This is a genomic window from Halochromatium sp. NSM3 (assembly GCF_059621085.1).
Genome location: NZ_JCAQIA010000023.1, coordinates 33,321 through 58,354, shown reverse-complemented (window position 1 = coordinate 58,354; position 25,034 = coordinate 33,321). Strand labels below are relative to the sequence as shown.

The window sequence follows — 25,034 nt, the reverse complement described above, 5'->3', positions numbered from 1 at the left end:
GCTGGCGCTGGCGCTGGCGCTGGCGCTGGCGCTGGCGCTGGCGCTGGCGCTGGCGACAGCGAGGGCGATGGCCAGCCTGGGTCTGAGGTCGAACCCAAGGTCGGAGTCCAGGCTGAACCCGAGACGAGGTCCGAGGCGGGCGCCGATGATGAGCCCCTGGCGTTGCGCGACACGGCGATGGTCGAGCTGTTCTATTCATCCGGACTGCGCCTGGCGGAGCTGATCGCGATCGATGTGCGCGATATCGATCCCGCCGACGCCCTGCTCACCGTCGTCGGTAAGGGTGCAAAGACGCGCCGAGTTCCTGTGGGCAAGGCCGCGCTGCGGGCCGTCGATGCCTGGCTTGGCGTGCGCCCGCTGCTCGCCCCGCAGGATGAACCGGCCTTATTCGTCAGCTCCCGCGGGCGCCGCATCCATCCGCGCACGGTGCAGGCGCGCCTGAAGCACTGGGCGCAGCTGCGCGGCGCGCATCGCAACCTGCATCCGCACCTGCTGCGTCACTCGTTCGCAAGCCATCTCCTCGAATCATCGGGTGATCTCAGGGCGGTGCAAGAGTTGCTGGGGCATGCCGATATCGCGACCACGCAGGTCTATACTCATCTCGATTTCCAGCATCTCGCCCAGGTCTACGACCAGGCGCACCCGCGCGCGCGCAAACGCCGCTGAGCCGATGGGCCGCTCGCGTACCGGTAAGTCCAGCACCCCGCGCATCTTGCTCTATACGAGCCAGGGTTGCGCGCACTGTCGTCGTGCCAAGGTCTTTCTCGAGGCACGCCAGATCCCCTTCAGCGAACTCGATGTCGGGCGCAGCCCCAAGGCGCGTAAGGCCTTGGAGCGCCTGGGTGCCCGGGGTGTCCCGACCATCACGGTGGGTGACCAACGCTTGGATGGATTCTCCGAGCGGGCTTTTCTCGAACTCTACAAGCGTGCTTCGAGCAACAAGACCCTCGGTTGCTAATGACTGTGTTCGGGCGCGCTCTGCAGTGCTTGCAGATAGCTCTGTTGCTCTTGCTGGGCCTTGGCTTGGATGGCGAGCAGTGTCTGATAATCCTCCGGCATGCGTTCATCCATGCCGCTGTCCTCGAACCGCTGCAGCATCTCGGCGGTGTCCTCCAGCAGGCTCTCCAGCTCGTTGAGCAGATGCCGGTAGTCGCTGTCGCTCATCTCCGTCATGGGGCTGGATCGAAGCGGTAGCCAAGGCGCTCGATATCGGGCGCGAAGTGTCGCGCGACCAGCTCGGCGGTCTGATCATCGTAGTAGGCGCGGTAATCGGCGCGGCGGTCGTTGGCCTGGCGGCGGTGTGGGAGCTTGGGCGGGGCGATGCCGATCCGTGCACAGGCCTCGCTGAAGTCCTGTTCAAGGCGTTCATAACGGCCGATGAAGTCGACGATCAGATGACCGTGCAGGTCGATCAGATAGTCGCTCTGCAGTTCGATGGAGGTGTCCAGGTGATATTGCGGCGGGCGCTCGGGGTCGAGCTTCCAGCGCAGGAAGCCAGCAAAATCCTCATGGCCACCGAGATACCGTGGGCGCTCGCGGCGAATATGGTGGAAGGAGCTGACCTGCAGGTCCCAAGGGTTGCGCACGAAGGCGAACTTGAACAACGCCTCGAAGACCTCGCGTGGTAGCAGCTCCTTGGCGGCAATGACCTTGGCATGGCGCGGCAGCTTGGTACCGATGCGATGGCCACTGAGATGGCTAAGTCGGCTGCAAACGAACATCGGCCAATACCAGGGATCGGCCCAACGCCGGCGCGCCAGCGCCGCGCGCACGCTGGTCCCGCCGGTCTTGGCGATATGGATGAACAGGAACTGGTGCTTGGGGGAGAGCAGCATGGGGCATTGTATACCGCAACTCACAGCCCAGGCGCAGGCCTGGCTCGCGGCTCGGACCCGCAGTTGATTTGGGTGCTTCTATGCCAACAGCCCAGCGCCAATGCCATGGTTGGCGGCGCCACCGCAAGCCAGCAAATAGGCGCGTCAGCCCTGGGTCTCTGAGTCCAGGGCCAACGGTTTCGTGGCACGCGCGCGTTACTGCTCGGCCGGCACCAGGTCGCGGTACGCGTGCCAGGTGGCGTGACCGACCAGTGGCATCGCGATCGCAAGGCCGATGTAGAAGGTCACCAGGCCGATCCCGATGAAGAACACGATGAGCACGGCCCAGAACGTCATGGGCACCCAGTTTTGGGTCACCGCCCTGACGCTGGTGCGGATCGCGGTGAAGCCATCGACCTTGCGGTCGATTAGCATCGGCACCGAGATGGCGCTGATCGCGTAAGCCACCCAGGCCAGCGTGAAGCCGACCGCCAGGCTCGCGAACGCGAACGCATTGTGCTGCCCCGAGAGGAAGACGGCGCCGAAGAAGTTTTCCAGCGGCGGATGCATGCCATTGAAGAGCAGCGCGAAGAGCACAAAATTGGACATCATCCAGAGCTGCATGATGATCAACAGGCCGGCGGTGATCACGCCAAGCTGGGCCTGGTTGCTGCGCCAGGCTTCGAGCGCGCTGCAAAACTTGACCGGCTCGTTGGCTTCGAGGTGGGCGCTCATCTGATAGAGCCCAAGGCCGATGATCGGCGCGAGCAGGTAAAAGCCGGCGGCTAGAAAGGGCACGATGTAGAACAGGCCCTCGCCCATCAGGCCGAGCGTCATCAGCCCGCTGATCAAGACGATGACGGCCCCGTAGGTGAAGCTGTAACGACGCGCATTCATCATGTCGCGCCAGCCCTTTTCGAGCCATTCCCAAGGTTGGGACAGACTGATCTGATTGACGGCGATGTCCTCGGTCTGGACATCGGCGGCGACGGTGGTCTGCTCCATCGCGAAATCCTCCGGTGTGTTTTGGTTTTTGGTAACAAGGGCGGGCCGACCCGATCTCGGCCTTAAGGACGAGGCGGCGATGGTCGGGTATCAAGCCCTCGGGCAGGCCCATCAGTGATGGCCGGCGCTATTGTCGTGACGCGGAAGGCGTGGAGACGCCTTTGTTCTCTCCTCTGCTCCTCTGCTCGCCGGGACTCTAGGCTGTCATACGGCAGTGGCAGTGCGAGTTGGCGTTTGCCTTCGCCACCCATAATTTGGTCTAGTCACTGACAAAACGCAAGGAATTGTGATGGTTTTTGTGTCTTTTCCCCGATGGGGCGGGAATTCATGGTGGCTCCTCATCGCCGCTTGCTTCCTTGCGCTCCTGTCGCTCGCGCCCGCATCAAGGGTCTCTGGCGACGGGGGCCAGAGACCCGATGCGCGTGACGATGCGCGTAACCGGGCCGTGCTGGCAGGCGCTGGTGTCTCCGAGCCAGTCGAGACCGAGCATCTGCGCGCCCAGTTGGTCGCCGAGCGCGGTGTCGTCGAGCCGGGCGCTAGCGTCGATCTGGCGCTGGTCTTCGATATCCGACCGCACTGGCATACCTATTGGAAGAATCCCGGTGATTCCGGCGAACCGCCTCGGCTGACCTGGAATCTGCCCGAAGGGGTCACGGCTGGCCCGATCCAGTGGACCTACCCCTCGTTAATCCGGGTCGGACCGCTCGCCAACTACGGTTACTCGGGACGGGCGCTGCATCTGATCCCGCTCTCGGTCTCGGCCGACTGGCCGGCCGGGGAGCCGATCGAGGTGCGGGCAGACGCAACCTGGCTGGTGTGCGAGGAGCATTGCATCCCGGAGGAGGGGGCGTTTGAGCTGCGGCTGCGGACGGTCGCCGAGACGCCATCCCGCTCGAATGCGAACAGCGTTGGCCTGAGCGTGGGGGATGAGGAAGCGGGTGCGACGGGCGCCGATGACGATGAGGCGGCACGCGCGCGGCTGTTCGCGGATGCCCGGGCACGATTGCCGAGCGGCGGTCGCATCGCCGCGACCCTCGAGCGTGGCGAGGAACGGATGCGCCTGCGCGTGCCGGCCGCCGCGCTACCGGCGGAGCCGACCTCGATTGCCTTCTTCGCCGATGAATGGGGGCTGCTCGAGCATGCGGCACCACAATCTTGGCAGATCGAGGACGGCTGGCTGTCGATGACCTTGGTGCCCGGCGAAGCCCCGGCCTCGGCGGTGCCGGTCGGGCTTCTGGTGGTCGAGCATGCGGGTGGGACCGATGCGCTTCCGGTGGATGCCTCGGTACCAACGGCCGAACAGGCTGAAGATCCCACCGGCTCAGCGATTAGCGCACCCGAGGATGTCCTCGGTGATCCGGGCAGCGCCGAGCGCGCCACGCTCGGGCTACCGCTGGCGCTCCTGTTCGCGTTACTCGGCGGGCTGGTGCTGAACCTGATGCCCTGCGTCTTTCCGGTGTTGGCGATCAAGGCGCTGGCCTTGGCGCGGCAGGGTCAGCAACGATTCGCCGAGCGCGCCCTGCACGGGCTGGCCTATAGCGCTGGGGTGCTGGCCTTCTTCGCGCTGGTGGCGATCTTGCTGCTGGCCCTGCGTGCCGGCGGCGCGGCGGTCGGTTGGGGCTTCCAACTGCAGTCGCCAACCTTCGTCGTGCTCATGGCCTATCTGTTCCTGGTCTGTTCCTGGCGCTCGGCCTGAGCCTGGCCGGCGCCATCACGCTCGGCGCCAGCCTGATGGGCATGGGTGCCGCTGGGTCGAGTCGGGGTCATCTCGGAGCTTTTGCCACGGGTGCCCTGGCGGCCTTGGTCGCGGCACCCTGTACCGCCCCTTTCATGGGCGCTGCGCTTGGCTTCGCGCTGGCACAGCCCTGGCCGGCGGCGCTGGCGGTGGTGCTCACCCTGGGGCTGGGCATGGCGCTGCCCTTCCTGTTATTGGCGCTGAGCCCGATGCTGGCACGGCGGCTGCCGCGACCGGGGCCGTGGATGGAGTACCTCAAGCAGTTGCTGGCCTTTCCGATGTTCGCGACCGCCGCCTGGTTGCTTTGGGTGCTGAGCGTGCAGACTGGGCCGATCGGCGTTGGCGCCGGACTAGCGGGGCTGGTGCTGCTCGCGCTCGGGTTATGGCTGTGGGAGGTGGCGCGCGTCGGGCAGGGACGCTGGCGCCGGGTGGCGCAAGTCTCTGCGGGTGTCTCGCTGGCGATGGCGCTCTGGCTGGCGATCGACCTCGCGCCCGGTGCGCCTGGCTCGCCTGGTACGCCGATTGAGCCTGAGGCGCCGAGCGATTCCGGGGCGCCCAACAGCGACGCGGCGGGCGCCTTCGGCGGCAAGCCGGTCAGTGGCGAGCGAGGGCAGGGCGATCAGTCCGTGGCTCGGCAAGGGCGCCAGTCGGGACCGCCGTCGATGCCATTCTCGAGTGAGCGCTTGGCTGCGGCCCGCGAGGCCGAACGCCCGGTGTTCGTCAACATGACCGCAGCCTGGTGCATCACCTGCCTGGTCAACGAGCGCGTCGCACTCTCGCGCTCGGCGGTGGTGGAGACGTTCGCCGCGCGTGATCTGCTCTATCTGAAGGGCGACTGGACCAACCGCGATGCCCGGATCAGCGATTATCTGGCCGGCTTTGGCCGCAGCGGCGTGCCGCTCTATGTGTATTATCCGCCGGGCGCCGAACCGCAGGTGCTGCCGCAGGTGCTGACGGAATCCATCGTGCTCGATGCACTCCAACCGACAATGACCAACCTCTGAGCGCGTTCACCCACCGAAGGAGACCTCTGATGTTTCGACGACAGACTCGACTGACCGCCCCGATTACCGCCGCGATCACCGCCTTGGCTCTCTGCGGCCTGAACGGCGCGGCGCTGGCTTCCCCCGAGGTCGGCGCGCCGGCACCGGCCTTCACCGGCGTCGACACCGCTGGCAAGACCTGGGCACTGGAGGACCTGACCGGTCAGCCAGTGATCCTCGAATGGACCAATCATGACTGTCCCTACGTCAGGAAACACTACGACGCCGGCAACATGCAGGCCTTGCAGCGCGAGGCCACCGAGGACGGCTACGTCTGGCTCTCGGTGATCTCCTCGGCGCCGGGCAAGCAGGGGCATGTGAGCGCCGATGAGGCCGATGCGCTGACCGCTGACCGGGAGGCCGCGCCAACCGCCGTCATCCTGGATGTCGATGGGGAGATCGGGCGCGCCTACGGCGCCCGTACCACGCCGCACATGTACCTCATCGACGAGGCTGGTACGCTGCTTTATATGGGCGGCATCGACGATCGGGCAACCACCGATCCAGCCGACATCCCGGACTCGACCAACTATGTGCGCCTGGCGATGGCTGAACTCGAGGCCGGGAAGCCGGTGAGCCAGCCAGTGACTCGGCCCTATGGCTGCTCGGTGAAATACTGAGCCAAGGCGCGTTGTCGGCGTCAGGCGCTGACGCCGATGTCGGCCAGGTCCGTGCTCAGCTCGGGCTGGGTCGCGCCCTCGCGCAGGACCGCGTTGATGCGCTCGAAGCGCGCATTCAACGCTGCCGACGTCGCCGCCGGGGTGGTCAGATACCAATCGCGCAGCAGGGCGCCGACGTCATCGCTGGCGCCGGGCTCGCCCTCGGTCATCCGATCGCGCAAGCGCTCGACCTGGCGCTGCATGCGCTGCGCCTGCAAGCGATCAGGTGACTCGACTTGGGCGATGATCTCGAGCGTGAGACAGAGCGATTCGCGTTGTCGCAGGTGCTCTTCGAGCAAGGAGGCGAGCGCCGGGCGCTGCTTCGGGTCGCGGCAGCTAGCGAGCACCTGACCGAAGGCCGTATCGAGCGCTTTCGCTAGCGGTTGGTCCTCGATCACGGGTAATGCCTGCCAGTCCTGTTGCAGGCGTTCGCAGTCGCTGACCCCATCGACAGTACCGTTCGCGAGCAGATGGCGGGCCGCGTTGTCGCAATAGACCGCGCGTTGCGCCAGACGCTCGATCCCGGCCCAACGCTCGGCGTCATGCAAGCTCGCAAGGCGCACGCGCACGGCGGCCAGGGCTTCGCGCCAGGTGCGGTTCAGTGCCGCCTGGGCCTGGCGCGGTACCGGTAATGCCTCGGTATCGCTCCAACGTCGCTTGAGTTCGCTGCTCTGGTGCTCCAACTCAGCGGCCGTGTGCAGGGCATCGGACTCCGCCAAGGCCAGGAGATCCCGGCAGATGGCCTCGCGGGTCGCCTGGTTCTCGCGCAAGCCGGCGCCACGTGCCTCGTATTCGGCGGCGCGGCGCGCGAAGACCGTATCGCTCGCGGCGCGGAACTGATGCCACAGCGCGTTCTCGTCGCGGTGGCGTGCCGGAACCGTGGTCTGCCATTGGTGTTGTAGCTGCTTGGCCGTATCGATCGCCTTGCGTAGATCGGGTTCATCGGCCAGCGCCCGCATCTGTTCCAGCAACTGGTGCTTCTGCGCTTGGTTGCGCGCGCGTTCCTCGGCCAGGATGCGGTCGAGCCGCCGCAGCGCGCGGCGGAAGCGGCCCTCGATCGCGCGATCACGCGCGCCCTTGTTGTCACCGCTCGTTGCGTTGACCCCCGATGCCTCGATCCCCGGCGCCTCGATCAGGGCGCTCCAGGCCTGGCGCATCTCGCGTTCGGCACGGTGTAGCTTCTTCCAATCGACGCGCTCCCAGTCAACCTTGTCGAGGAAGTCTTCGAGACGCTTGGCCAAGGCCTCGCGCTGTTTGCGATTCTCGCCGCGCAGCGCCGCCTGTGCCTCGAGAAAGGGTCGGCAGCGCGTTCGGATCTGCTCGCCGGCCTGACGAAAACGCTCCCAGAGCGCATCGTCGGCCGGCGCGCCCTGGTGGTCGAGCTGTTGCCAGTGGGCCTTGAGTTCCTGTAAGCGGTTGATACTGGGCTCATCGGCATGCTCGGTATCGGCGGCGAGGGCCTCGGCCTCGGCGCAGAGCTGAGCGCGATGCTCATCGGTGCTCCAGCGCCGCCAATGGCGCAGCTCGCGCAGTTGCGGGGCGATGCGCTTGAGACGCTCGTCGATGGCACTGATGGTCTCGCGCCCGATCGCGACGGAGCGGGCCTGCTCGAGGGTCGCGCTGATGCTTTGGTAGAGCGGATCGGACTTTTTCAGCTCGCCGGCGTCGAGATGCGCTTCCAGCTCGGTGAGTCGTTCCGGCAGTGCCTCGAGCTTACGCGTCAGTTGTTTGCGATGCCGTTGCAGGCGTTGCTCGAAGCGCTCGAGGAGCTGGTCGATCTCCCGCAGCCGTGTTGCCTGCGGCGATGGGGTCGCGTTGGCCGCCATGGTTTCATCGCCGGTGCCTGGCTCACTGTCTGGCAGTGTCCGGCGGCGTTGGCGCAGTGCCTCGAGTGTGCGCCGATCCGGGTGGCCGCCGCGCTCGTTCTGGCGGCGCAGGTCGGCGAGGAGTTGCTCCGCAGCCTGATCGATCCGCTCGTGTTGCCTGAATTGCTGCCGTTGCGCCTCGATCGCTTGCCGCGCCTGACGATAGGCTTGCTCGAGTTCGGCTTGGGTCGTTGGCTCCGGCGGGCCGGTGCTTTGCCAAGCCTGCTGAAGCTGCTCCTGCTCCTGTGTGAGCGTTTCCAGATCCAGCTCGGGAGCACGCTTGGCGAGATCGCGTAGCTGCTCGATGAGCGTCTCGCGTTCGCGGGTGGCGGCGGCTTGGGCTTCCTGCTCGGCGATCCGCGCCGCATGAGCTTGCCGATAGGTCTCGTAGCCATCAAGGAAGCGCTGGCGCAGGGTCTGGAAACGCTGGCTCAGGGCCTGATCGACATCGGCCTCGATCGTCTGCCACTGCTGCTCCAGATGCTCGAGTACGGAGCGATCTTGCAGCCAGTTGTCGAAGCGCCCGAGCCGTTCCAGGCGTTCGCACAGGGTCTCACCCAGCTCATGCGCGCGCCGGGGACGCTCTTCTTGCTCGAGCATCTGCTTGAGGCGCTCGCGCGCGAGCCGGTAGACCCGTTTGTCGCGCTTGCCGGAGGCTTTGACGATCTGTTCGAGCGCGGCCTTGTGCTGAACGCGCTCAGCCGCCGCGAGTCGATTCGCGGCGACCAGGTCATTGATCGCGCAGCTGGTCAGAACCTCGGCATCGACAACCTGGCCGATCGCGGCGAGGCGCAGGGGGGCGTCGCTGGCTTGGAGGGCGACTTGTGCGAGCAACCCTGGGTCGAGCGAGTGATCGGGCGATTGATCAAGCGAAGGATCGAGCATCGCTGGATCGAGCGAGCGGTCGAACGCGCGCTCGAGTTCGGCGAGGCGCACCTCTAGGCTCGGCGCCTGAGCGTCGAGGCCGCACAACAGTCGCCGGTAGCGCGCCTCGGCCAGCTCGCGCACACCTGCGTCCTCGTCGCGCGCGGCGAGGACGCGCAGCAAGCGCAAGTCGGTCAGTTGCCGGCAGGCCTGGCGACGGACGTTGACCTCGGGGCTCTCGAGCGCGTGCTCAAGCGAGGGTTGGGGGTCGTCGGGGGCCTCGATCTCGGCGCGTCGGCCGAACAGACGTTTCAGCAGCATGGCAAGGAAGGGCAGGTGACGGCTCGGTGACCGCCCATTATATACCTCTCACCGCTAGGGTTTCTGGCTAGCGGGATCAATGATTCAACGGATCAACGGATCAACGGATCAGATCAGCGCGCTCGCGGTTCACCGACGAAGGGGTTGGTGCGGCGCTCCTCGCCCAAGGTGCCCATCGGGCCGTGGCCGGGGATGAAGCGCACCGCATCGCCGAGCGGGAACAACTGCTCGCGGATCGAGCGCAGGAGCTGGCCATGATCGCCGCGCGGAAAGTCGGTGCGGCCGATCGCACCCCGGAAGAGCACATCGCCGACCTGGGCCAGACCGGCCGCGCGGTCGACGAACACCAGATGGCCGGGCGTGTGACCCGGACAGTGCCGCACCTCGAGTCGGCGCTCGCCGAGCGGCACCTGGTCGCCGTGCTCGAGCCATTGATCGGGACTGAACGCGGCCTGCTGCGGGAAGCCGAACATCTGCGCCTGCTGCGGCAGGGCCTCGAGCCAGAAGGCGTCGGCGCGCACGGGGCCGATGATCGGAACCCCGAGCGCCGCGGCGCGCGCCGGCGCAGCGCCGCCATGATCAAGATGCCCAAGCGTGAGCAGGATCATGCGTGGCGTCGCGCCGCTGCGCTCCAGCACCGCGCTGATCCGCTCCGGCTCGCCACCGGGGTCAACGATCGCGGCCTCCAAGGTGGTGGGGCAGATGAGCAGGGTGCAGTTCTGCTCGAAGGGAGTGACAGGGATGATCTCGAAGCGCATCAGTCGGCCTCATTGGTTGAGCGGCGCCGGCCGGCGTCCTTGCGCAGCAGCAGGGTGCGGGTGCCGGCCAGACGGTCGTACCAGGTCTGCTGCTCGCGGTCGAACAGCATCCACCAGAGGCCGAGCCCGGCCGGCGCTAGGGTCAGCAGGGCGAAGCCGAGGCGGCGCACGGCATCCCGTGCGCTGAGCGGCGCGCCGTCCTCGCGCAGGATGAGCAGTCGCCAGACCCGCATCGACAGCGTTTGGCGGCCATGGGTCCAGAAGTAGAGGTAATAGCCGAGGATCACCAGCAGCAGATAGAGCTGGAACAACAGCCGCGCGCTCCCCTCGGCGAGATCGGCGCCGGTCAGGCTCTGCACCGGGATGCTGTAGACGAAGGCGGCCACGATCAGCACGGAGCCGAGCAGCAGGAGATCATAGAGGATCGCCGCCAGGCGGCGCGGCAGGCCGGGGCTGCGAGACTGGGACAGGTCGGTCATGGGGTGGCTCGAGGGTTGATCAAGTCGGTCGTTGCTCACTAAGCTCCACCTTACCCAGATGCAGCCAGCGCTGGCTAGCGTTGGCTGCTGCTCTACCATCGGGTTGCTCAGTGACACTGCCCCGTATCAGCATCAAAGCAACGCTGTTTCATCTGCTGCGCCGGCTGCCCATGCCGGTGATCGGGATCTTGATCGGCGTGATCGCGGGGCTCGCGGTCTGGATCGTGCTCGATCAGGTGCAGAGCAAGGCCATCGAGCGCATCTTTGGACGCGAACTCTCGATGCGGCTCGATCTGCGCGCGCGCGAGAGCCTGATCCGTTTCGATCAGTACATGACCAACTATGCGGCGACGACGCGCCTGCTGGCCAATCATCGGCGCCTGGCGCAATACCTGGAGCCGTTGTTCTGGTTTCCCGGCGAGGTCGTCGATCCGGTGGTCTATGCCGGGTTCCGGCCCTTTTGGCTGCCGGATGTGTTCGGCCGCAATGCGTTGCTGGCCCCGAGTCATGTGCTCTTGGTGGACTCGCGCGGTCTGGTGCGCGAGGTCTATCAGGCCGGTGACGAGCGGTTGCCGGAGGAGCTGACCGGCAGTCTCGGTCAGTGGCTCGGTGACCTCGACGAGGTGCGGAGCGTCCTCGCGCGCTTCGACGATCAACCCTATCTGGTGGTCAGCGATCGGGTTGAGGATGCCAGCGGCTATACCATGGGCAGCCTGGTGGTCCTAGTGCCGGTGGACGCGGCGTTTCTCGCCGCCTCCGAGGGGAGCTTTTCGGCGGATCGTTCGGCGGTGGCGCTGATCGATGCCGACGAGCAGCGCATCCTCGCCAGTAACGAACCCCAGCAGTTGATCCCCGGCACCTTGCTCAGCGAGTGGAGCGATGAGTACCTGGTCACCTCGCAGTCGTTGCCGGCCTACGAGGGCTCGAACTGGAACATGCTGTTCGCGACCTTCATCCCCCAGCGCATCGTGACCAAAATGTCGGACAAGGTGATCGATTTCGAGCGCAACCAGCGCTTGATTGCCGCGCTGGTCTTCATCGCCGTGTTCTCGCTGGTGATCTATCTGGTTTCGGCGCGGCTGAACAAGGTGCTGAAGCGCATGACCCGTTTCTCGCAGCGGGCGCTCGGCATCGAGCAGCCGGGCTTCAAGGGCGGCGGCAACCAACTGGTGCTGCTCGAGGAATGGATGCAGCATTTCACCTCGCTGGTGCTGCGCGCGCGCGAGGAGATGCGGCGCAAGCACGAACACGAGATGCGCGAGACCGAGGCGCTCAAGGCCGCGATCATGGAGGCCTCACTGGACGCGATCGTGACCCTGAACCGAGCGGGCGCAGTCATCGACTACAACCCCACCGCCGAACGCATGCTGGGCTTTGATCGCCATGCCATCATCGGCCTCGACTTCGTGCGCACCTTCGTCGCCCCCAGCGACCGCGCCCATTTCATCGGCCTGCTGCGCGAGTCGAGCCGACGCGGTCCCCTTGGCGAGCGTCCCCATGCCCGCACCGAGCTGCGCGCGGTGCGCGACAACGTGCAGTTGTTCCCGATCGAGGTCTCGATCGTGCCGATCGCGCTCGAGGAGGAGCCGGTGTATACGCTCTATATCCACGACATCACCAAGCGCAAGGAGGCCGAGCGCGAGATCAAGGGCTTGGCCCGCTTCGCCAGCGAGAGTCCGAGCCCGATCTTGCGCGTCAACGGTGCCGCCCGCATCGTCTATGCCAATGCCGCCAGCCAGCCGTTGATCCAGGCCTGGGAAACGGAGCCTGGCGGGCCGCTGCCGACGCGCTGGTGCGAGCAGGTGCGTGCGGTGCTCGAAGACGGCGAGACCCTGGAGCATGAGGACGATCTGGGCAGTACCATCTACGCGCTGCTGTTCGTGCCGATTCAGGATCTCGGGTATGTGAACATCTATGCGCGCGATATCACTGCGGTGCGTCGCGCCGAGCAGGAGTCACGTCAACATCAGGCCGAGTTGGTCCATGTCTGCCGCTTGAGTACCATGGGCGAGGTGGCGACCGGGATGGCGCATGAACTCAACCAGCCGCTGGCGGCGATCGTCAATTACGCCAATGGCGCGAGCCGCCGGCTGAAGAGCGGCCAGGGTGACAGCGCGGCACTGGTGGACGCGATGGCGCACATCTCGGGGCAGGCGCAACGCGCTGGCGAGATCATCAAGCGGCTGCGGGCGCTGGTCGGCAAGCAGCAGCCGATCCGCTCGGCGGTCGATCTCAACCTGCTGGTGCGCGAGGTCTGCAGCTTCGTCGAGTTCGAGACCGCCAAGCTAGAGATGCAGATCGAGCAGCAGCTCGCCGAGGAGGCGATCCCGGTGGATGTCGATCTGGTGCAGATCGAGCAGGTGCTGCTGAATCTGGTGCGCAATGCGTTGGATGCGCTCGAGGAGCGCTTGCCGGGCGAGCGTGCGCTGCTGATCAGCACCCGACGTGTGGATGATCGCGCCTTGGTGCGTGTCCGGGACAATGGTCCCGGCATCCCGCCGGAGCGCATGAGCTTGCTGTTCGATCCCTTCTTCACCACCAAAGAGACCGGAATGGGTATGGGGCTACCAATCAGTCTGACCATCCTTGAGGATCACGACGGCACCATTCGCGCCGAGTCCGAGCCCGGTCTGGGCACGGTGTTTCAGGTCGAGTTGCCGGTGGCGGCCGAGGAACTCGACGAGCGCGCGCGCGCCAGCACGCTGGGCCTGCCCGATACGCGCCCGCTGACGCTGATCGAACAACCACGCGCTGAGGGCACGCACGGATGAACCAGGAACTGACCGTGTTCGTCGTCGATGACGACCAGGCCATGCGTGGCTCGCTGCAATGGTTGATCGAGTCGGTCGGCATGCGGGTCGAGACCTTCGATTCGGCGCATGCCTTTCTTGATGCCTACTATCCCGGGCGTGCCGGCTGTCTGCTGCTGGATGTGCGCATGCCGGGGATGAGCGGGCTCGAGCTTCAGGAATACCTGGGGCGGCGCGAGATCCGTCTCCCGGTGATCATCATCACCGGTCACGGCGATGTGGCGATGGCGGTGAAAGCGATGAAGGCCGGCGCGGTCGATTTCATCGAGAAACCGTTCGACGATGAACAATTGCTCAACAGCCTCCGCAAGGCCCTCGAATACGACGAGCAGCATCGCGCGCTGCAGACACGCAAGGCCGAGATCGCCGCCCGCCTCGCTGAGCTGACGCCGCGCGAGCACGAGGTGATGACGATGGTGACGGACGGAAAATCGAACAAGGAGATCGCCGCCGCGCTCAGCGTCAGCGCGAAGACCGTCGAGGTCCACCGCGCGCGGGTGATGGACAAGACGCGGGCTGACTCTCTCGCCGAGCTGGTGCGCATGGCCATGATCGTCAGCGGCCAGGGTTGAAGCGCGCATGCGGCTGCTCAGCACCGAGTCCAGTCAGCGCCAGGTTCTGGCCTGGGCGTTCTACGACTGGGCCAACTCAGCCTTTGCGACGGTGGTCATTGCCGGCTTCTTCCCGGTGTTCTTCAGCCAGTTCTGGGCCAACGCGCTGCCGGATGCCAAGAGTACCCAATGGCTCGGTTATACCAGCAGCGCGGCCAGTCTGATCCTGGTGCTGAGCGCGCCGATCCTGGGCGCGCTGGCCGATCAGCTCGGCGCCAAGAAACGCTTCCTGCTCGGCTTCACGCTGCTTGGGCTGCTCGCGACCGGCGCCTTGTATTGGGTTGGCGCGGGCCAGTGGCAGACAGCGCTACTGCTCTATCTGGCTGGGCTGCTCGGCTTCTTCGGCAGCAATATCTTCAATGATGCGCTGATCACCGATGTGGCCGCGCCGCGCGATTACGAGCGTGCCTCCTCCCTCGCCTACGCACTAGGCTATCTGGGCGGCGGGCTGCTGTTCGCGTGCTTCGTGCTGATGGTGTTGTTCCCGCAGCGCGTCGGCCTCGCTGATGAGAGCGCTGCGGTGCAGCTCGCGTTCCTCGGGGTCGCGCTCTGGTGGGCGCTGTTCACGCTGCCGTTGCTGCTGTTCGTCCCGGAGAGCAAGGGGCTGGGCCGAAAGACTTTGCCGCGTGCGGTGCGGGGGGCCTTTCGCGAACTGGCGCTGACCTTTCGCGCGATCCGCTCGCTGCCGAACACCTTCTTGTTCTTGCTCGCCTATTGGTTCTACATCGACGGTGTCGATACCCTGATGTTCATGGCGGTCAAGTACGGGCTAGATCTGGGCTTCGCGAGTTCGAGCCTGATGGTCGCGCTGTTGATCACCCAGTTCGTCGGCTTCCCGGCGGCGCTGGCCTTTGGGCGCCTCGGCACGCAGCTCGGCCCCAAGCCGGCGATCCTGGTCGCGATCGGGGTCTATATCCTGGTGATCGCCGCCGCCTCGCAGATGACGCGTGTCGAACATTTCTATGTCCTGGCCGCCGCGATCGGTCTGGTCCAGGGCGGCATCCAGGCCCTGAGTCGGGCGCTGTTCGCGAGCCTGATCCCGGCCGGGCAGACGGCAGAGCTGTTCGGCTTCTACAACATGGTCGGTAAATTCGCCGCCGTGCTCGGCCCCTTCTTGGTGGGCACCGCCGCCGCCTTGAGCGGTGATCCCCGCCTGGCGCTGCTGCCGATCCTGCTGCTGTTCCTGATCGGCGCCGCGCTGCTGTGGCGCGTTGATGTGAGTGCTGGGCGGGCTGATGTCGCGGCGATCGCGGATCCTGTGCTCAGCGATTGACCGTCGACGCGTTGCCGTCTGGTCGGCAAGCGCTCAGGCGAGGCTGTCACCAGCAGGGCGCGGCCAGACTCGACATCACCCCCATGGCATCGCCGGGCGTTGGCAGCGGCATCCCGCCCCAAGGGCCGCCGGCCTTGAGGCGGATGACGTACTCGGCCCATTGCAGCGGTCGCGGTAGATAGCCGACCTGCGCGGCGATGCCATGCAGCTCTCCGACGAAGGCGATGTCGCAGCCGGTGTCCGGCCCCGGCTGCGCGGTGCAGAGGTCGTGGCGCATGCAGGCGGCATCGAAGGCATCAACCGGTGGCGGCCAGCCGAAGCTCGGATAGTTGATGCCGCACCAGTTGCCGTAGATAGGCATGCACTTGAAGGCTGCTGCGTTGCCAGCGGCGAGCACGAGGATGGCGCCGGCCAGCATGGCCGAGCGCGAGACAGACAGCGAGAGAGACAGCAGACGCGGGAACATGCTTTCAACCTCCAGATGCGAGCAAGAGTTGCAGATGCGAACAAGGAAATCGGACGCTTCAGCCCGTGATATCAGTAATGCGCCATTCGCCGTCCTCGAAGCTCAGGATCACGAAGGTCGGGTTGCCGCCGAGTTCGCCAAAACGGACCACAAAGCGGTCCCAAGACTCGAAGAAGGCGAAATCGATCGCGCCGATGAAGCTGCTGTCCTTGGACGGACTGCTCTCGGCATCGGCGCGCCGACTGGCATTGAGCAGGCTAACGCGAACCCAGTCGAGCGTGATCGCCTGTTCCAGGGCCGCATCGCCGAGCCGCTTCAGGTTATCGGCCAGCCAGCCGATCACCTGATCGGCCTCGGTCTGGCTCTGGCGTTGGCTCTGGCTGGGGGGTAGCAAGTCGCTGACGCTGTTGCTGATGCGGGTCTTATAATGGGCTTGGATGGCGGCCAGATCGACCACAGGTTCCAATGCCTCGGCACTTGGCTCCTGCAGCGCGCTGTGGATGCGAAACAGGCTGTAATAGGGCCAGAGGCCGTAGGCGACGACGGCGAGTAAGAGCAAGAGGCCGAGAATGCGGGCCATGGGCGTGTTGTGATCGGATGGTCGCGAGTAAAACCGCTATTCTACGAGGGTCGCCTCGGCCGTGCTGAACCTTTAGGGGCTGGCATAATTCGAGGCTGTCATCGAGTATCGACACGCTCTTGCCGCCGTTTTTATGAGTGATTCCACGACCTCTGGGCTTGAAACCTATCTCGTCGGCGGCGCGGTGCGCGATCGGCTGCTCGGGCTCGCGGTCGAGGAGCGCGATTATGTGGTCGTCGGTGCCGATGCCAACGAGATGCTGCGGCGCGGCTTTCTGCCCGTGGGCAAGGAGTTTCCGGTCTTTCTGCATCCACACACCAAGGACGAGTACGCCCTAGCGCGCACCGAGCGCAAGACCGCACCGGGCTATCACGGTTTCGTCTTCCACGCCGAGCCGAGCGTGACCCTGGAGCAGGATCTCGAACGTCGGGACCTGACCATCAACGCGCTCGCCGAGACTGCGGATGGGCGCATCATCGATCCCTATGGCGGCCTGGCCGATCTCGAGCAGCGGCGCTTGCGCCACGTCTCGCCGGCCTTCGGCGAAGACCCGGTGCGCATCCTGCGCAGCGCGCGCTTCGCCGCTCGGCTGCGGGGGCTCGGCTTTGAGATCGCCGAGGAGACCCTGGGCCTGATGCGGCGTATGGTCGCGGCCGGCGAGGTCGATGCCTTGGTGCCAGAGCGGGTCTGGGCCGAACTCGCCAAGGTGCTCAATGAACAGCGCGCCGGCGCTCGGTTGTCGGTGTTCTTCGAGACCTTACGCGCCTGCGGCGCGCTGCAACGGCTGCTGCCCGAGCTGGATCGGCTCTGGGGCGTGCCGCAGCCGGCCAAGTGGCATCCCGAGGTCGACACTGGGGTGCATGTGATGCTGGTGCTCGACACCGCAGCGCGGCTCTCGCCAGAGGCCGAGGTGCGCTTCGCGGCGCTCTGTCATGATCTCGGCAAGGGCAATACCCCGCCCGAGATCCTGCCCAGTCATCACGGCCACGAAGCGCGCGGCGTCAGGCTGCTGGCCGAGGTCTGCGCGCGGCTGCGGGTGCCGAAGCGCTATTGCGAGCTGGCGCGGATCACCGCCCGTTTCCATGGCCAGGTGCATAAGGTCAACGAGCTGCGCTCAGCGACCATCCAGGATTTGTTCGATGGGGTTGATCTGTTCCGTCGCCCCGATCGCTTCGAGCAGATGCTGACGGCGTGCGAGGCCGATTTTCGCGGCCGCACCGGCTACGAGGAGCGCGATTATCCGCAGGCCGCGCGCTTGCGCCGCCTAGCGAGCGCGGCGCGTGCCATCGATGCCGCCGCGATTGCCCAGGCGACCGAGTCCAAGGCCCTGATCCCACAGCGGTTGCGCGAAGCGCGCATCCGCGCGATTCACCAGACACGAAAGGCGACCTGATGGCGAATTTCCAGGGACATTTGACCGGCGGCGTGCTGATTTCCGGAGTGGCGGCCTTCGCCGCCTATGGCCAAGGCCTGATCAACAGCACCGAGACCCAGGTTCTGTTCGTCATCGGCACCATGGCGAGCCTGTTGCCGGATATCGATGCCGATGACTCGAAGCCGGTGCGTGCGCTGTTCAACAGCGTCGGCATCATCCTTGGCTTCATGGTGGCGTTTGAGTTGGACGACCATGTGCCGGCCGAGGTCGGTGTGCTCGGGCAGGTCGCGATCTGGGTCGTCGTGACGCTGTTCGTCGCCTTTCCGCTGCGCTGGACATTTGCGCGCCTGACCGTGCACCGTGGCGTCTGGCACACTCTGTTGATGGCCATCGCGCTGGCGCTGGCGATGACCGTGGCGGCGGACCTCTGGCTGGATGTTGAGCCCTTACTGGCCTGGCTGGCCGGGGGCTTTGTGCTGCTCGGTTACCTGACCCATCTCACCTTGGACGAGATCGCCAGTGTCGATCTGCTTGGCCGGCGCGTGAAGCGCTCGTTCGGCACCGCGCTCAAGCCGCTCAGCCTGCGCGCCTGGCCCTGGTCGCTGTTGTTGATCGGCGCGACGGTGTGGCTGCTCGGGCTGACCCCCGACCCGACGCCGGTGCTCGCCGGTATTGGCCAGTTGGGCATCCCCACCGATCCGTTGATCGCGCACTGGCCGCGTTGGTGAGTCGACTCGCTAGGCGAAGTCGCCCTTGATCCCGCCCTTGGGGTTGGGGCCGTACTGATTGTCGCCCACCACGCTCTCTTGGATCAGGAAGAAGATCAGGATGATGGGGCCGACGATGGGGATCAGCGCGATCAGCACCCACCAGCCGGTGCGGCCGGTGTCGTGCAGGCGACGCACGGCCACCGCGATCCCCGGGAGCAGCACCGCGAGCGCGTAGAGGCCGCTGATCAGCCCCATGCCGGCTTCCGGATCGAGCGTGCCGAGCATGTTGTCGATGAGCAGCAGGGCAGTGATGATCAGAAAATTGATCAGGAAGTAATACCAGTACTCCTTGCGGCGGCTGCGGCCAGTGAACACCGCGTACTTTCGCAAGACCTCAAGATACCAATTCATCGTTGTCCCCCGTTGAGTGGTGCACAGGCCCCATCGAGCATCGGCGGCTGCGCAGGCGTGCCGCGTATCATTCGTGAACCCGCGATGGCCGATGATCCTGTTCGGGCCGGTCCGATGCAAGCCTTAACTGGAACGGGCGTGCGTCGGATTCTGATGTCAGGTTGCATGCCCGGGTGCTCGTTATCCCTGAATCCCTTAGACTCCATCAGGTCGCGGCGCAGTGAGTCCGAGTCGCCGCAGACAGTGGCGTGCCCGGAGGCGCCGCCAGCACACGATTATGACCACCTGGGGAGTCTGACGATGCCAACCTATGACGAAATCTATCAGCGATCGATCGAACAGCCTGAATCCTTCTGGGCCGAGGCCGCCGAGGGTCTGCATTGGGACCAATCCTGGGAGCAGGTGCTCGACCGCACAGCGCAGCCAACCCCGCGCTGGTTCGTGGGTGGCCAGCTGAACACTTGCTACAACGCGCTCGATCGGCATGTCGACGCCGGCCATGGCGAGCGCTTGGCGCTGATCTACGACAGCCCGGTCACCGAGCAGGTGCAGCGCTACAGCTACCAGGCGCTGCGCGATCAGGTCGCAGCGCTGGCCGGCGCCATTGCCGCACAGGGAGTCGAGCGCGGCGATCGGGTGATCATCTACATGCCGATGATCCCGGAGGCGGCGATGGCGATGCTCGCCTGCGCGCGCCTTGGGGCGATCCATTCGGTGGTCTTTGGCGGCTTCGCGGCGCGCGAGCTGGCGACCCGCATCGATGATTGCCAGCCGAAGCTCGTGCTCTCGGCCTCCTGCGGCATCGAGCCGAACCGGAAAGTCGCCTACAAGCCGCTGATCGACGCGGCCATCGAGCAAGCCACGCACAAGCCCACAGCCTGCATCATCAAGCAGCGCCCGCAGCTCGTCGCCGAGCTGCAGCCGGGGCGTGATCTCGACTGGGACGAGGCGGTGGCGGCGGCCGAACCCACCGACTGCGTGCCGGTCGCGGCCACCGATCCGCTCTACATCCTCTACACCTCCGGCACCACTGGGCGGCCCAAGGGCGTGGTGCGTGATAACGGCGGCCATGCGGTGGCGCTGCACTGGTCGATGGCGAATATCTATAATGCGCACGCCGGCGATGTGTTCTGGGCCGCGTCCGATGTCGGCTGGGTGGTTGGTCACAGCTACATCATCTACGGGCCGCTGTTGGCCGGCTGCACCACGCTGATCTACGAGGGCAAGCCCGTCGGCACGCCCGATCCGGGCGCCTTCTGGCGCGTGGTCAGCGAACATGGCGTCAAGGTCATGTTCACCGCGCCGACCGCGATCCGCGCCATCAAGAAGGAAGACCCCAAGGGCGAGTACTTGGCGCGCTACGATCTCAGCGGGATGCAGAGCCTGTTCCTGGCCGGCGAGCGCTGCGATCCGGACACCCTGCATTGGGCCGAGGTCCTACTCGAGAAGCCGGTGATTGATCACTGGTGGCAGACCGAGACCGGCTGGGCCATCGCCGCCAATCCGCTCGGCATCGAGCAGTTGCCGATCAAGGCCGGCTCGCCGACCCGCGCCATGGTCGGCTATGACGTGTGCATCCTTGATGATCAGGGCCAAGCGCGGCCGCCCGGCGAGATGGGTGACATCTGCCTCAAGCTGCCGTTGCCGCCCGGCTGCCTGCCGACCCTCTGGAACAACGACGAGCGTTTCCGCGAGGCCTATCTCAGCGCTCACCCGGGCTACTACATCACCGGCGACGCCGGCTTCAAGGACGCCGACGGCTACGTTTGGATCATGAGCCGCACCGATGACGTGATCAACGTCGCCGGACACCGGCTCTCGACCGGGCAGATCGAAGAGGTGCTGGCGAGCCATCCGGATGTGGCCGAGTGCGCGGTCATCGGCGTGCACGATGCGCTCAAGGGTCAGCTGCCGCTGGGGCTGGTGGTGCTCAAGGCCGGTGTCGAGCGCGGCGTCGCCGAGCTGAATGCCGAGCTGATCCAGCGCGTGCGCGATCAGATCGGCCCGGTCGCGGCCTTCAAGCTCGTCGCCATCGTCTCCCGGCTGCCGAAGACCCGCTCCGGCAAGATCCTGCGCAGCACCATGGTCAAGATCGCCGATAACGAGACCTGGGCGATGCCGGCGACCATCGATGATCCGGCGATCCTGGATGAGATCGCGCAGTCGTTGCGGGAGATGGGGTATGCGCGGTGAGTGAGGGTGCTAACCATGGATACACCACTTCGGACCATCGAAAGCATGCTCCCACAGCTGACTGCGGCCGAGCGAGCACAGGTGCTGCAATGGGTGACTCGAGACATCGGCGGCTCGGCGCCCGGTATCGAAAAGCGCCCCGGCGTCTGCGGTGGTGCCGCCTGTGTCGTGCGCACCCGCATCCCGGTCTGGACCCTAGTTCAGGGGCAGCGCTTGGGGCTGAGCGAAGCCGAACTGCTAGCCAGTTACCCGACGCTGCGCGCCGAAGACTTGATCAACGCGTGGGCCTATGCCCGGATGAACCCGGAGGAGGTCGACCGAGCCATCGCCGAGAACGAGGAGGATCAGGACAGTGGCGCGGTTGTATAGCAACGAAAACTTCCCGTTACCTGTGGTACGGCTTCTCGTCGAGCGTGGTCACGATGTGCCGACGACGCTTGATGCCGGTAAGGCTGGTGTTGCAATCCCGGACGCAGATGTCCTGCGCTTCGCGACCGAGTCGGGTCGAGCGGTGCAGCGCGCATCGCAGGTGTTCTCAAAGCGCGTTCCGTGTTGGATGGCGAGCCGATCCGCATAAATAGGCGGTGACGTGCTCGAACGGCAGCATTGGCGCCAGGCCTTGGTTGTCCCTCGCGGCTTAGCTCAGCTTCAGTCCTTCTTCCTGCGCTGGAGCCAGACCTCCAATCCTTGGGCGTTCAATTCCAGGTCAACGGCCAACAGCTCGCGCATGCGCGGCTCGTCCAGTGTGCAGCCGTGGGCGCCGGCATCGGCTATCAGATGCCGGCTGATCGCGTCCTTGATGCGATCCTTGCGCACGGGCTGGGGCGCATCGGCATGCTCCAGCGCGATGGCGGCGAGGTCGCGGATGCTGCGCCTGAGCTGGTCGGCCTGCTGCGCTGGGTGCTGGGCTGGCGCGCCGATGCGACCGTAATGCGTCAGGAAGGCGGCCACGGGCTCGAGGGCCAGCATCCGATCCAGGCTCTGCTGCCAGGCGTCCGGGTCGAAGGCCACCGGCGTGGTCGGGGCGAACAGCCAGGGGCCGGCGGCGGTGTCGAATTCCCGGTAGGAGATGCCGAAGGTGTCGCCGGTGAAGAGTCCGCCGGAGCCAGCGTCGAAGATGCAGCCGTGGTGGTTGGCATGGCCGGGCGTGTGGATAAAGCTGAGCTGCCGGCCCGCGAGGTCGAAGGTCTGGCCGTCATCGGCGGCGATCACGCGCGCTTCCGGCACGGGCTGGAGTACGCCGAAGTCTCGGGCAAAGGCGTCCTCGCCGTAGACGGCCGTGGCGCCGGCGGTGAGCTTGGTCGGATCGATGAGGTGCGGTGCGCCCTTGGGATGGGTCACCAGGATCGCGTTCGGGCAAGCAGCCATGAGCGCGCCGGCGCCGCCGGCATGGTCTAGGTGGACATGGGTTGGGATCACATAGTCCACATGCGCCGGCGTCAGTCCGAGGTCTTCGATGACGCCGAGCAGGCCAGGTATGGTGTGGGCAGTGCCGGTGTCGATGACGGCGAGGCGGTCGCGCTCGCGCTGCAGATAGCAGGCGGCGAGGCCGTCCCGGTAGAGGCCGGTCTCGATGCAAAAGACGCCGTCGGCGACGCGCTGGTAGTGGGCGATGGGCATGGTGGCTATCCGATCAGTGCGGGTTTGGCAGACAGTGCAGCCCGAAGGCGCGAAAGTCCGAATCGATGGCCAGGCAGAGCGGCAACGCCAGGCGCTGTACGAGCACGAAGCTGGTGCAGTCGGTAAAGCTGTAGCGCTTGTCGTGCTGTTGCTCGAAGATGGACCAAGCGGCGGCCTCGTCTTTCGCGGTCACTCGCTCAAGGCGTGCGACCCGCTGCTCGCGCAATGTGCGGCCGAGCTGATGGGCAACGGTCCAGCCGAGCCGATATCGGGCCAGGGTGACGGTTTCGTCGAAGACGTAGTTGCTCGTGATCAGTCTGCCGCAGTAATCACGAAACGCCTCTACGATCGCTGGGTGGTCTGGGTCTTTCTTGTCCAGCAGGGCATACCAGGCGCCGGTATCGACGAAGGCGCGCTTCACCGGTTTGAGGCCTCGTAAAGGTGGTGATTATGATCGCGGCCAACAGCCTCTCCAGTGCCTTCGCCAATGCCGATCAGCGCGTCGAGTGGGTCTTCCACCGGCGGCTGACTGCGGCCGAGGTGCTCGTCGACGAGGCTGCGGAGCAGTGCTGCAAGACTCATGCCGCGACGTCTTGCCTCGTCACCCAGTCGCTGGTACTGCTCGGGTTCTAATGAAATCTGTGTGCGGTGCATGACAGCTCATTCTCTTTTGCCTCAAGACGTATCAGGCTACATTGCTGTATTTGTGATGTAAACATCAGAAGGTGCTTTTGCTCGTGCCAGACTGATTCTGTCGACACATCTGGCTTCATCTGCTAGAGTCATCGCAAGATAGGCCGGAATAACCCAAAAGGTGTCGACACTTTGCTTGCGCCGGCGATGAATGAGCCCAGCCTGATCGCGCTAGAGCCGAGCGCTGGCGGCACCCTGACGGATCGCCTGTTCGAGGCCTTGCAACAGGCGATCGTTGAAGGTGAGATCCCGCAGGGCAGCAAGATCAGCGAGCCCGAGCTGGCGCGGCGTCATGGCGTCAGCCGGGGCTCGTTGCGCGCGGCTATCGCCCGGCTCGAGGCCTGCAAATTGGTCGAACGCAAGCCGAACCTGGGTGCACGCGTGGTCGAACTCAGTGCGGAGCAGTTGATCGAGATCTTTCAGCTGCGCGAGGCGCTCGAGGGTATGGCAGCACGCCTGGCCGCGCAGGCGATGACCGTCGCCGAGATCGACGCGCTCGGCGCCCTGCTCGAGCAGCACGGACAGCAGATCGAGCAGGAGCAAGGCCAGGTCTATTTCCAAAAGCAAGGCGATCTCGACTTCCATTTCCGGATCGTCCAGGGCAGCAAGAACCGGCAGTTGATCGCGCTCTTGTGCGAAGACCTCTATCACCTGCTGCGGATGTACCGGGTGCAATTTGGGATGCGCAGCCAGCGCTCGCGACAAGCCTTCGATGAGCACTGTTACCTGCTGAATGCAATCCGCGCGCGCGATCCGGAGATGGCCGAGCTGGTCATGCGCCAGCATGTGCGCTCATCGCGCCGTAATCTTGAGCAGGCGCTGGCCTGATCTGATACCAAGACCACCACCAAGGAGATCAACCATGACCGTCACAACCAACCCCGGCGCCCGCTTCCGCGCCGCGATGGCCGAAGAGCGGCCGTTGCAATGCGCGGGCGCGATCAACGCCTACCACGCCCGCCTGGCCGAGGCGACCGGCTTTCGCTCGCTCTATATCTCAGGCGGTGGCGTCGCGGCCGGCTCCTGTGGGATTCCGGACCTCGGCATCACCACCATGGATGATGTGCTGATCGACCTGCGCCGCATCACCGATGTCACCGAGCTGCCGGTGCTGGTCGATATCGATACCGGCTGGGGCGGCGCTTTCAATATCGCCCGCGCGGTGCGCAGCATGAACAAGGCCGGCGCGGCGGCGGTGCATCTGGAAGACCAGGTGCAGCAGAAGCGCTGCGGACACCGACCGAACAAGGCCATCGTGCCGCAGGCGGAGATGGTCGATCGGATCAAGGCCGCAGTCGATGCGCGGCTGGATGACGACTTCGTGATCATGGCGCGCACCGACTCACTCGCGGTCGAGGGGCTGGAGGCAGCGATCGAGCGCGCCCAAGCCTGCGTCGAGGCCGGCGCCGATGCGATCTTCCCGGAGGCGGTGACCGAGCTTGAGCAGTATCGTGCCTTCATCGACGCGGTCGGCGTCCCGGTACTGGCCAACATCACCGAGTTCGGTTCAACGCCGCTGTTCACCGTTGAAGAACTCGCAAGCGTCGGTGTCAGCATCGCGCTCTATCCGCTCAGCGCCTTCCGGGCCGCCAATGCCGCCGCGCTCAAGGTCTACCAGACCCTGCGCAGCGAAGGCACCCAGGCGCCAGTGCTCGACCAGATGCAGAGCCGTGCCGACCTCTACGACTACCTCGGCTACCACGCCTACGAGCAGAAGCTCGATCAACTCTTCGCAGCGGAGTAGGGCCC

27 protein-coding genes are annotated in these 25,034 nt (G+C 65.6%); 15 read left to right on the top strand and 12 right to left on the bottom strand.

Annotated elements, in window-relative coordinates:
• Nucleotides 1-666: tyrosine-type recombinase/integrase (locus AC54T3_RS11200; protein WP_496624749.1), on the top strand; the 666-nt coding region annotated here is incomplete at its 5' end.
• Between the two features lie 4 nt (nt 667-670).
• The gene (locus tag AC54T3_RS11195; RefSeq protein ID WP_496624748.1) at nt 671-958 is read left to right on the top strand and encodes a glutaredoxin family protein; all 288 of its coding nucleotides are present in this window, start codon (nt 671-673) and stop codon (nt 956-958) included.
• Here the strand turns inward: AC54T3_RS11195 and AC54T3_RS11190 are convergent.
• The 3 genes from AC54T3_RS11190 to AC54T3_RS11180 form a co-directional block, all read right to left on the bottom strand.
• A complete protein-coding gene (locus AC54T3_RS11190) occupies nt 955-1,173 on the bottom strand; it encodes a hypothetical protein (RefSeq protein WP_496624746.1) in 219 nt (72 codons plus the stop codon). The genes AC54T3_RS11195 and AC54T3_RS11190 overlap by 4 nt on opposite strands.
• Nucleotides 1,170-1,835 carry a sulfotransferase family 2 domain-containing protein gene (locus tag AC54T3_RS11185; protein WP_496624745.1) on the bottom strand — a complete coding sequence of 222 codons (666 nt, stop codon included), beginning with the start codon at nt 1,833-1,835 and terminating at the stop codon, nt 1,170-1,172. The genes AC54T3_RS11190 and AC54T3_RS11185 overlap by 4 nt, the downstream gene beginning before the upstream one ends.
• A 195-nt stretch (nt 1,836-2,030) precedes the next feature.
• Nucleotides 2,031-2,819: a DUF2189 domain-containing protein gene (locus AC54T3_RS11180; protein WP_496624743.1), complete on the bottom strand. Its 789-nt coding sequence runs from the start codon at nt 2,817-2,819 to the stop codon at nt 2,031-2,033.
• Between the two features lie 445 nt (nt 2,820-3,264).
• Here AC54T3_RS11180 and AC54T3_RS11175 point away from each other — a divergent pair, with 445 nt between their 5' ends.
• Genes AC54T3_RS11175 through AC54T3_RS11165 form a run of 3 tightly spaced genes read left to right on the top strand, consistent with a single transcriptional unit; the run spans nt 3,265 to nt 6,217 of the window.
• Nucleotides 3,265-4,515: a protein-disulfide reductase DsbD domain-containing protein gene (locus tag AC54T3_RS11175; protein ID WP_496624741.1), complete on the top strand. Its 1,251-nt coding sequence runs from the start codon at nt 3,265-3,267 to the stop codon at nt 4,513-4,515.
• Entirely contained in the window at nt 4,434-5,558 is a 1,125-nt protein-coding gene (locus tag AC54T3_RS11170) for a protein-disulfide reductase DsbD family protein (protein WP_496624739.1), read from the top strand. Before AC54T3_RS11175 ends, AC54T3_RS11170 begins: the two co-directional genes overlap by 82 nt.
• A gap of 29 nt (nt 5,559-5,587) precedes the next feature.
• Nucleotides 5,588-6,217, top strand: a complete 630-nt coding sequence (locus AC54T3_RS11165; protein ID WP_496624738.1) for a thioredoxin family protein — start codon at nt 5,588-5,590, stop codon at nt 6,215-6,217.
• A 20-nt stretch (nt 6,218-6,237) separates the two neighbouring features.
• Here the strand turns inward: AC54T3_RS11165 and AC54T3_RS11160 are convergent, their stop codons facing one another.
• From AC54T3_RS11160 to AC54T3_RS11150, 3 genes are all read right to left on the bottom strand, one after another.
• On the bottom strand, nt 6,238-9,306 hold the full coding sequence (locus tag AC54T3_RS11160; RefSeq protein WP_496624736.1) for a DUF349 domain-containing protein: 3,069 nt from the start codon (nt 9,304-9,306) through the stop codon (nt 6,238-6,240).
• A gap of 113 nt (nt 9,307-9,419) precedes the next feature.
• Nucleotides 9,420-10,064, bottom strand: a complete 645-nt coding sequence (locus AC54T3_RS11155) for an MBL fold metallo-hydrolase (protein ID WP_496624734.1) — start codon at nt 10,062-10,064, stop codon at nt 9,420-9,422.
• Nucleotides 10,064-10,543, bottom strand: a complete 480-nt coding sequence (locus tag AC54T3_RS11150) for an RDD family protein (RefSeq protein WP_496624733.1) — start codon at nt 10,541-10,543, stop codon at nt 10,064-10,066. Before AC54T3_RS11150 ends, AC54T3_RS11155 begins: the two co-directional genes overlap by 1 nt.
• Before the next feature lie 110 nt (nt 10,544-10,653).
• Here AC54T3_RS11150 and AC54T3_RS11145 point away from each other — a divergent pair, with 110 nt between their 5' ends.
• From AC54T3_RS11145 to AC54T3_RS11135, 3 genes are read left to right on the top strand one after another with little or no spacing between them, the layout of a single operon-like run.
• On the top strand, nt 10,654-13,314 hold the full coding sequence (locus tag AC54T3_RS11145) for a PAS domain-containing sensor histidine kinase (RefSeq protein WP_496624731.1): 2,661 nt from the start codon (nt 10,654-10,656) through the stop codon (nt 13,312-13,314).
• Nucleotides 13,311-13,925 (top strand): response regulator transcription factor, encoded by a 615-nt coding sequence (locus AC54T3_RS11140; protein ID WP_496624730.1) that lies wholly within the window; start codon nt 13,311-13,313, stop codon nt 13,923-13,925. The genes AC54T3_RS11145 and AC54T3_RS11140 overlap by 4 nt, the downstream gene beginning before the upstream one ends.
• Before the next feature lie 7 nt (nt 13,926-13,932).
• Nucleotides 13,933-15,237: an MFS transporter gene (locus AC54T3_RS11135; RefSeq protein WP_496624728.1), complete on the top strand. Its 1,305-nt coding sequence runs from the start codon at nt 13,933-13,935 to the stop codon at nt 15,235-15,237.
• Between the two features lie 46 nt (nt 15,238-15,283).
• Here the strand turns inward: AC54T3_RS11135 and AC54T3_RS11130 are convergent, their stop codons facing one another.
• Both AC54T3_RS11130 and AC54T3_RS11125 read right to left on the bottom strand, forming a co-directional pair.
• Nucleotides 15,284-15,703: a phospholipase A2 family protein gene (locus tag AC54T3_RS11130; RefSeq protein ID WP_496624726.1), complete on the bottom strand. Its 420-nt coding sequence runs from the start codon at nt 15,701-15,703 to the stop codon at nt 15,284-15,286.
• A 58-nt stretch (nt 15,704-15,761) separates the two neighbouring features.
• Entirely contained in the window at nt 15,762-16,283 is a 522-nt protein-coding gene (locus AC54T3_RS11125; RefSeq protein WP_496624724.1) for a DUF2939 domain-containing protein, read from the bottom strand.
• Nucleotides 16,284-16,416: 133 nt separating this feature from the next.
• On the opposite strand from AC54T3_RS11125, the gene AC54T3_RS11120 reads away from it, so the two are divergent.
• Both AC54T3_RS11120 and AC54T3_RS11115 read left to right on the top strand, forming a co-directional pair.
• A complete protein-coding gene (locus AC54T3_RS11120; protein WP_496624722.1) occupies nt 16,417-17,676 on the top strand; it encodes a multifunctional CCA addition/repair protein in 1,260 nt (419 codons plus the stop codon).
• The gene (locus AC54T3_RS11115) at nt 17,676-18,386 is read left to right on the top strand and encodes a metal-dependent hydrolase (RefSeq protein ID WP_496624720.1); all 711 of its coding nucleotides are present in this window, start codon (nt 17,676-17,678) and stop codon (nt 18,384-18,386) included. The genes AC54T3_RS11120 and AC54T3_RS11115 overlap by 1 nt, the downstream gene beginning before the upstream one ends.
• A gap of 9 nt (nt 18,387-18,395) precedes the next feature.
• On the opposite strand, the gene AC54T3_RS11110 is transcribed toward AC54T3_RS11115, so the two are convergent.
• On the bottom strand, nt 18,396-18,779 hold the full coding sequence (locus AC54T3_RS11110) for a DUF805 domain-containing protein (RefSeq protein ID WP_496624718.1): 384 nt from the start codon (nt 18,777-18,779) through the stop codon (nt 18,396-18,398).
• Between the two features lie 300 nt (nt 18,780-19,079).
• Here AC54T3_RS11110 and AC54T3_RS11105 point away from each other — a divergent pair, with 300 nt between their 5' ends.
• From AC54T3_RS11105 to AC54T3_RS11095, 3 genes are read left to right on the top strand one after another with little or no spacing between them, the layout of a single operon-like run.
• Nucleotides 19,080-20,972 (top strand): propionyl-CoA synthetase, encoded by a 1,893-nt coding sequence (locus AC54T3_RS11105; protein ID WP_496624717.1) that lies wholly within the window; start codon nt 19,080-19,082, stop codon nt 20,970-20,972.
• A gap of 45 nt (nt 20,973-21,017) precedes the next feature.
• Entirely contained in the window at nt 21,018-21,341 is a 324-nt protein-coding gene (locus AC54T3_RS11100) for a DUF433 domain-containing protein (protein WP_496624715.1), read from the top strand.
• Complete coding sequence (locus AC54T3_RS11095; RefSeq protein ID WP_496624714.1) at nt 21,325-21,549, top strand: DUF5615 family PIN-like protein; 225 nt, start codon at nt 21,325-21,327, stop codon at nt 21,547-21,549. Before AC54T3_RS11100 ends, AC54T3_RS11095 begins: the two co-directional genes overlap by 17 nt.
• Before the next feature lie 71 nt (nt 21,550-21,620).
• Here the strand turns inward: AC54T3_RS11095 and AC54T3_RS11090 are convergent, their stop codons facing one another.
• Genes AC54T3_RS11090 through AC54T3_RS11080 form a run of 3 tightly spaced genes read right to left on the bottom strand, consistent with a single transcriptional unit; the run spans nt 21,621 to nt 23,246 of the window.
• Nucleotides 21,621-22,592, bottom strand: coding sequence for an MBL fold metallo-hydrolase (locus AC54T3_RS11090; protein ID WP_496624713.1), 972 nt, complete (start codon nt 22,590-22,592; stop codon nt 21,621-21,623).
• A gap of 13 nt (nt 22,593-22,605) precedes the next feature.
• Nucleotides 22,606-23,013, bottom strand: coding sequence for a type II toxin-antitoxin system VapC family toxin (locus AC54T3_RS11085; protein ID WP_496624711.1), 408 nt, complete (start codon nt 23,011-23,013; stop codon nt 22,606-22,608).
• The gene (locus tag AC54T3_RS11080; RefSeq protein WP_496624710.1) at nt 23,010-23,246 is read right to left on the bottom strand and encodes a ribbon-helix-helix domain-containing protein; all 237 of its coding nucleotides are present in this window, start codon (nt 23,244-23,246) and stop codon (nt 23,010-23,012) included. Before AC54T3_RS11080 ends, AC54T3_RS11085 begins: the two co-directional genes overlap by 4 nt.
• Nucleotides 23,247-23,432: 186 nt before the next feature.
• On the opposite strand from AC54T3_RS11080, the gene AC54T3_RS11075 reads away from it, so the two are divergent.
• Together AC54T3_RS11075 and prpB are read left to right on the top strand one after the other, a co-directional pair.
• Nucleotides 23,433-24,113, top strand: coding sequence for a GntR family transcriptional regulator (locus AC54T3_RS11075; protein WP_496624708.1), 681 nt, complete (start codon nt 23,433-23,435; stop codon nt 24,111-24,113).
• A gap of 34 nt (nt 24,114-24,147) precedes the next feature.
• Nucleotides 24,148-25,029, top strand: coding sequence for a methylisocitrate lyase (gene prpB / locus AC54T3_RS11070; RefSeq protein ID WP_496624706.1), 882 nt, complete (start codon nt 24,148-24,150; stop codon nt 25,027-25,029).
• Nucleotides 25,030-25,034: the final 5 nt, after the last annotated feature.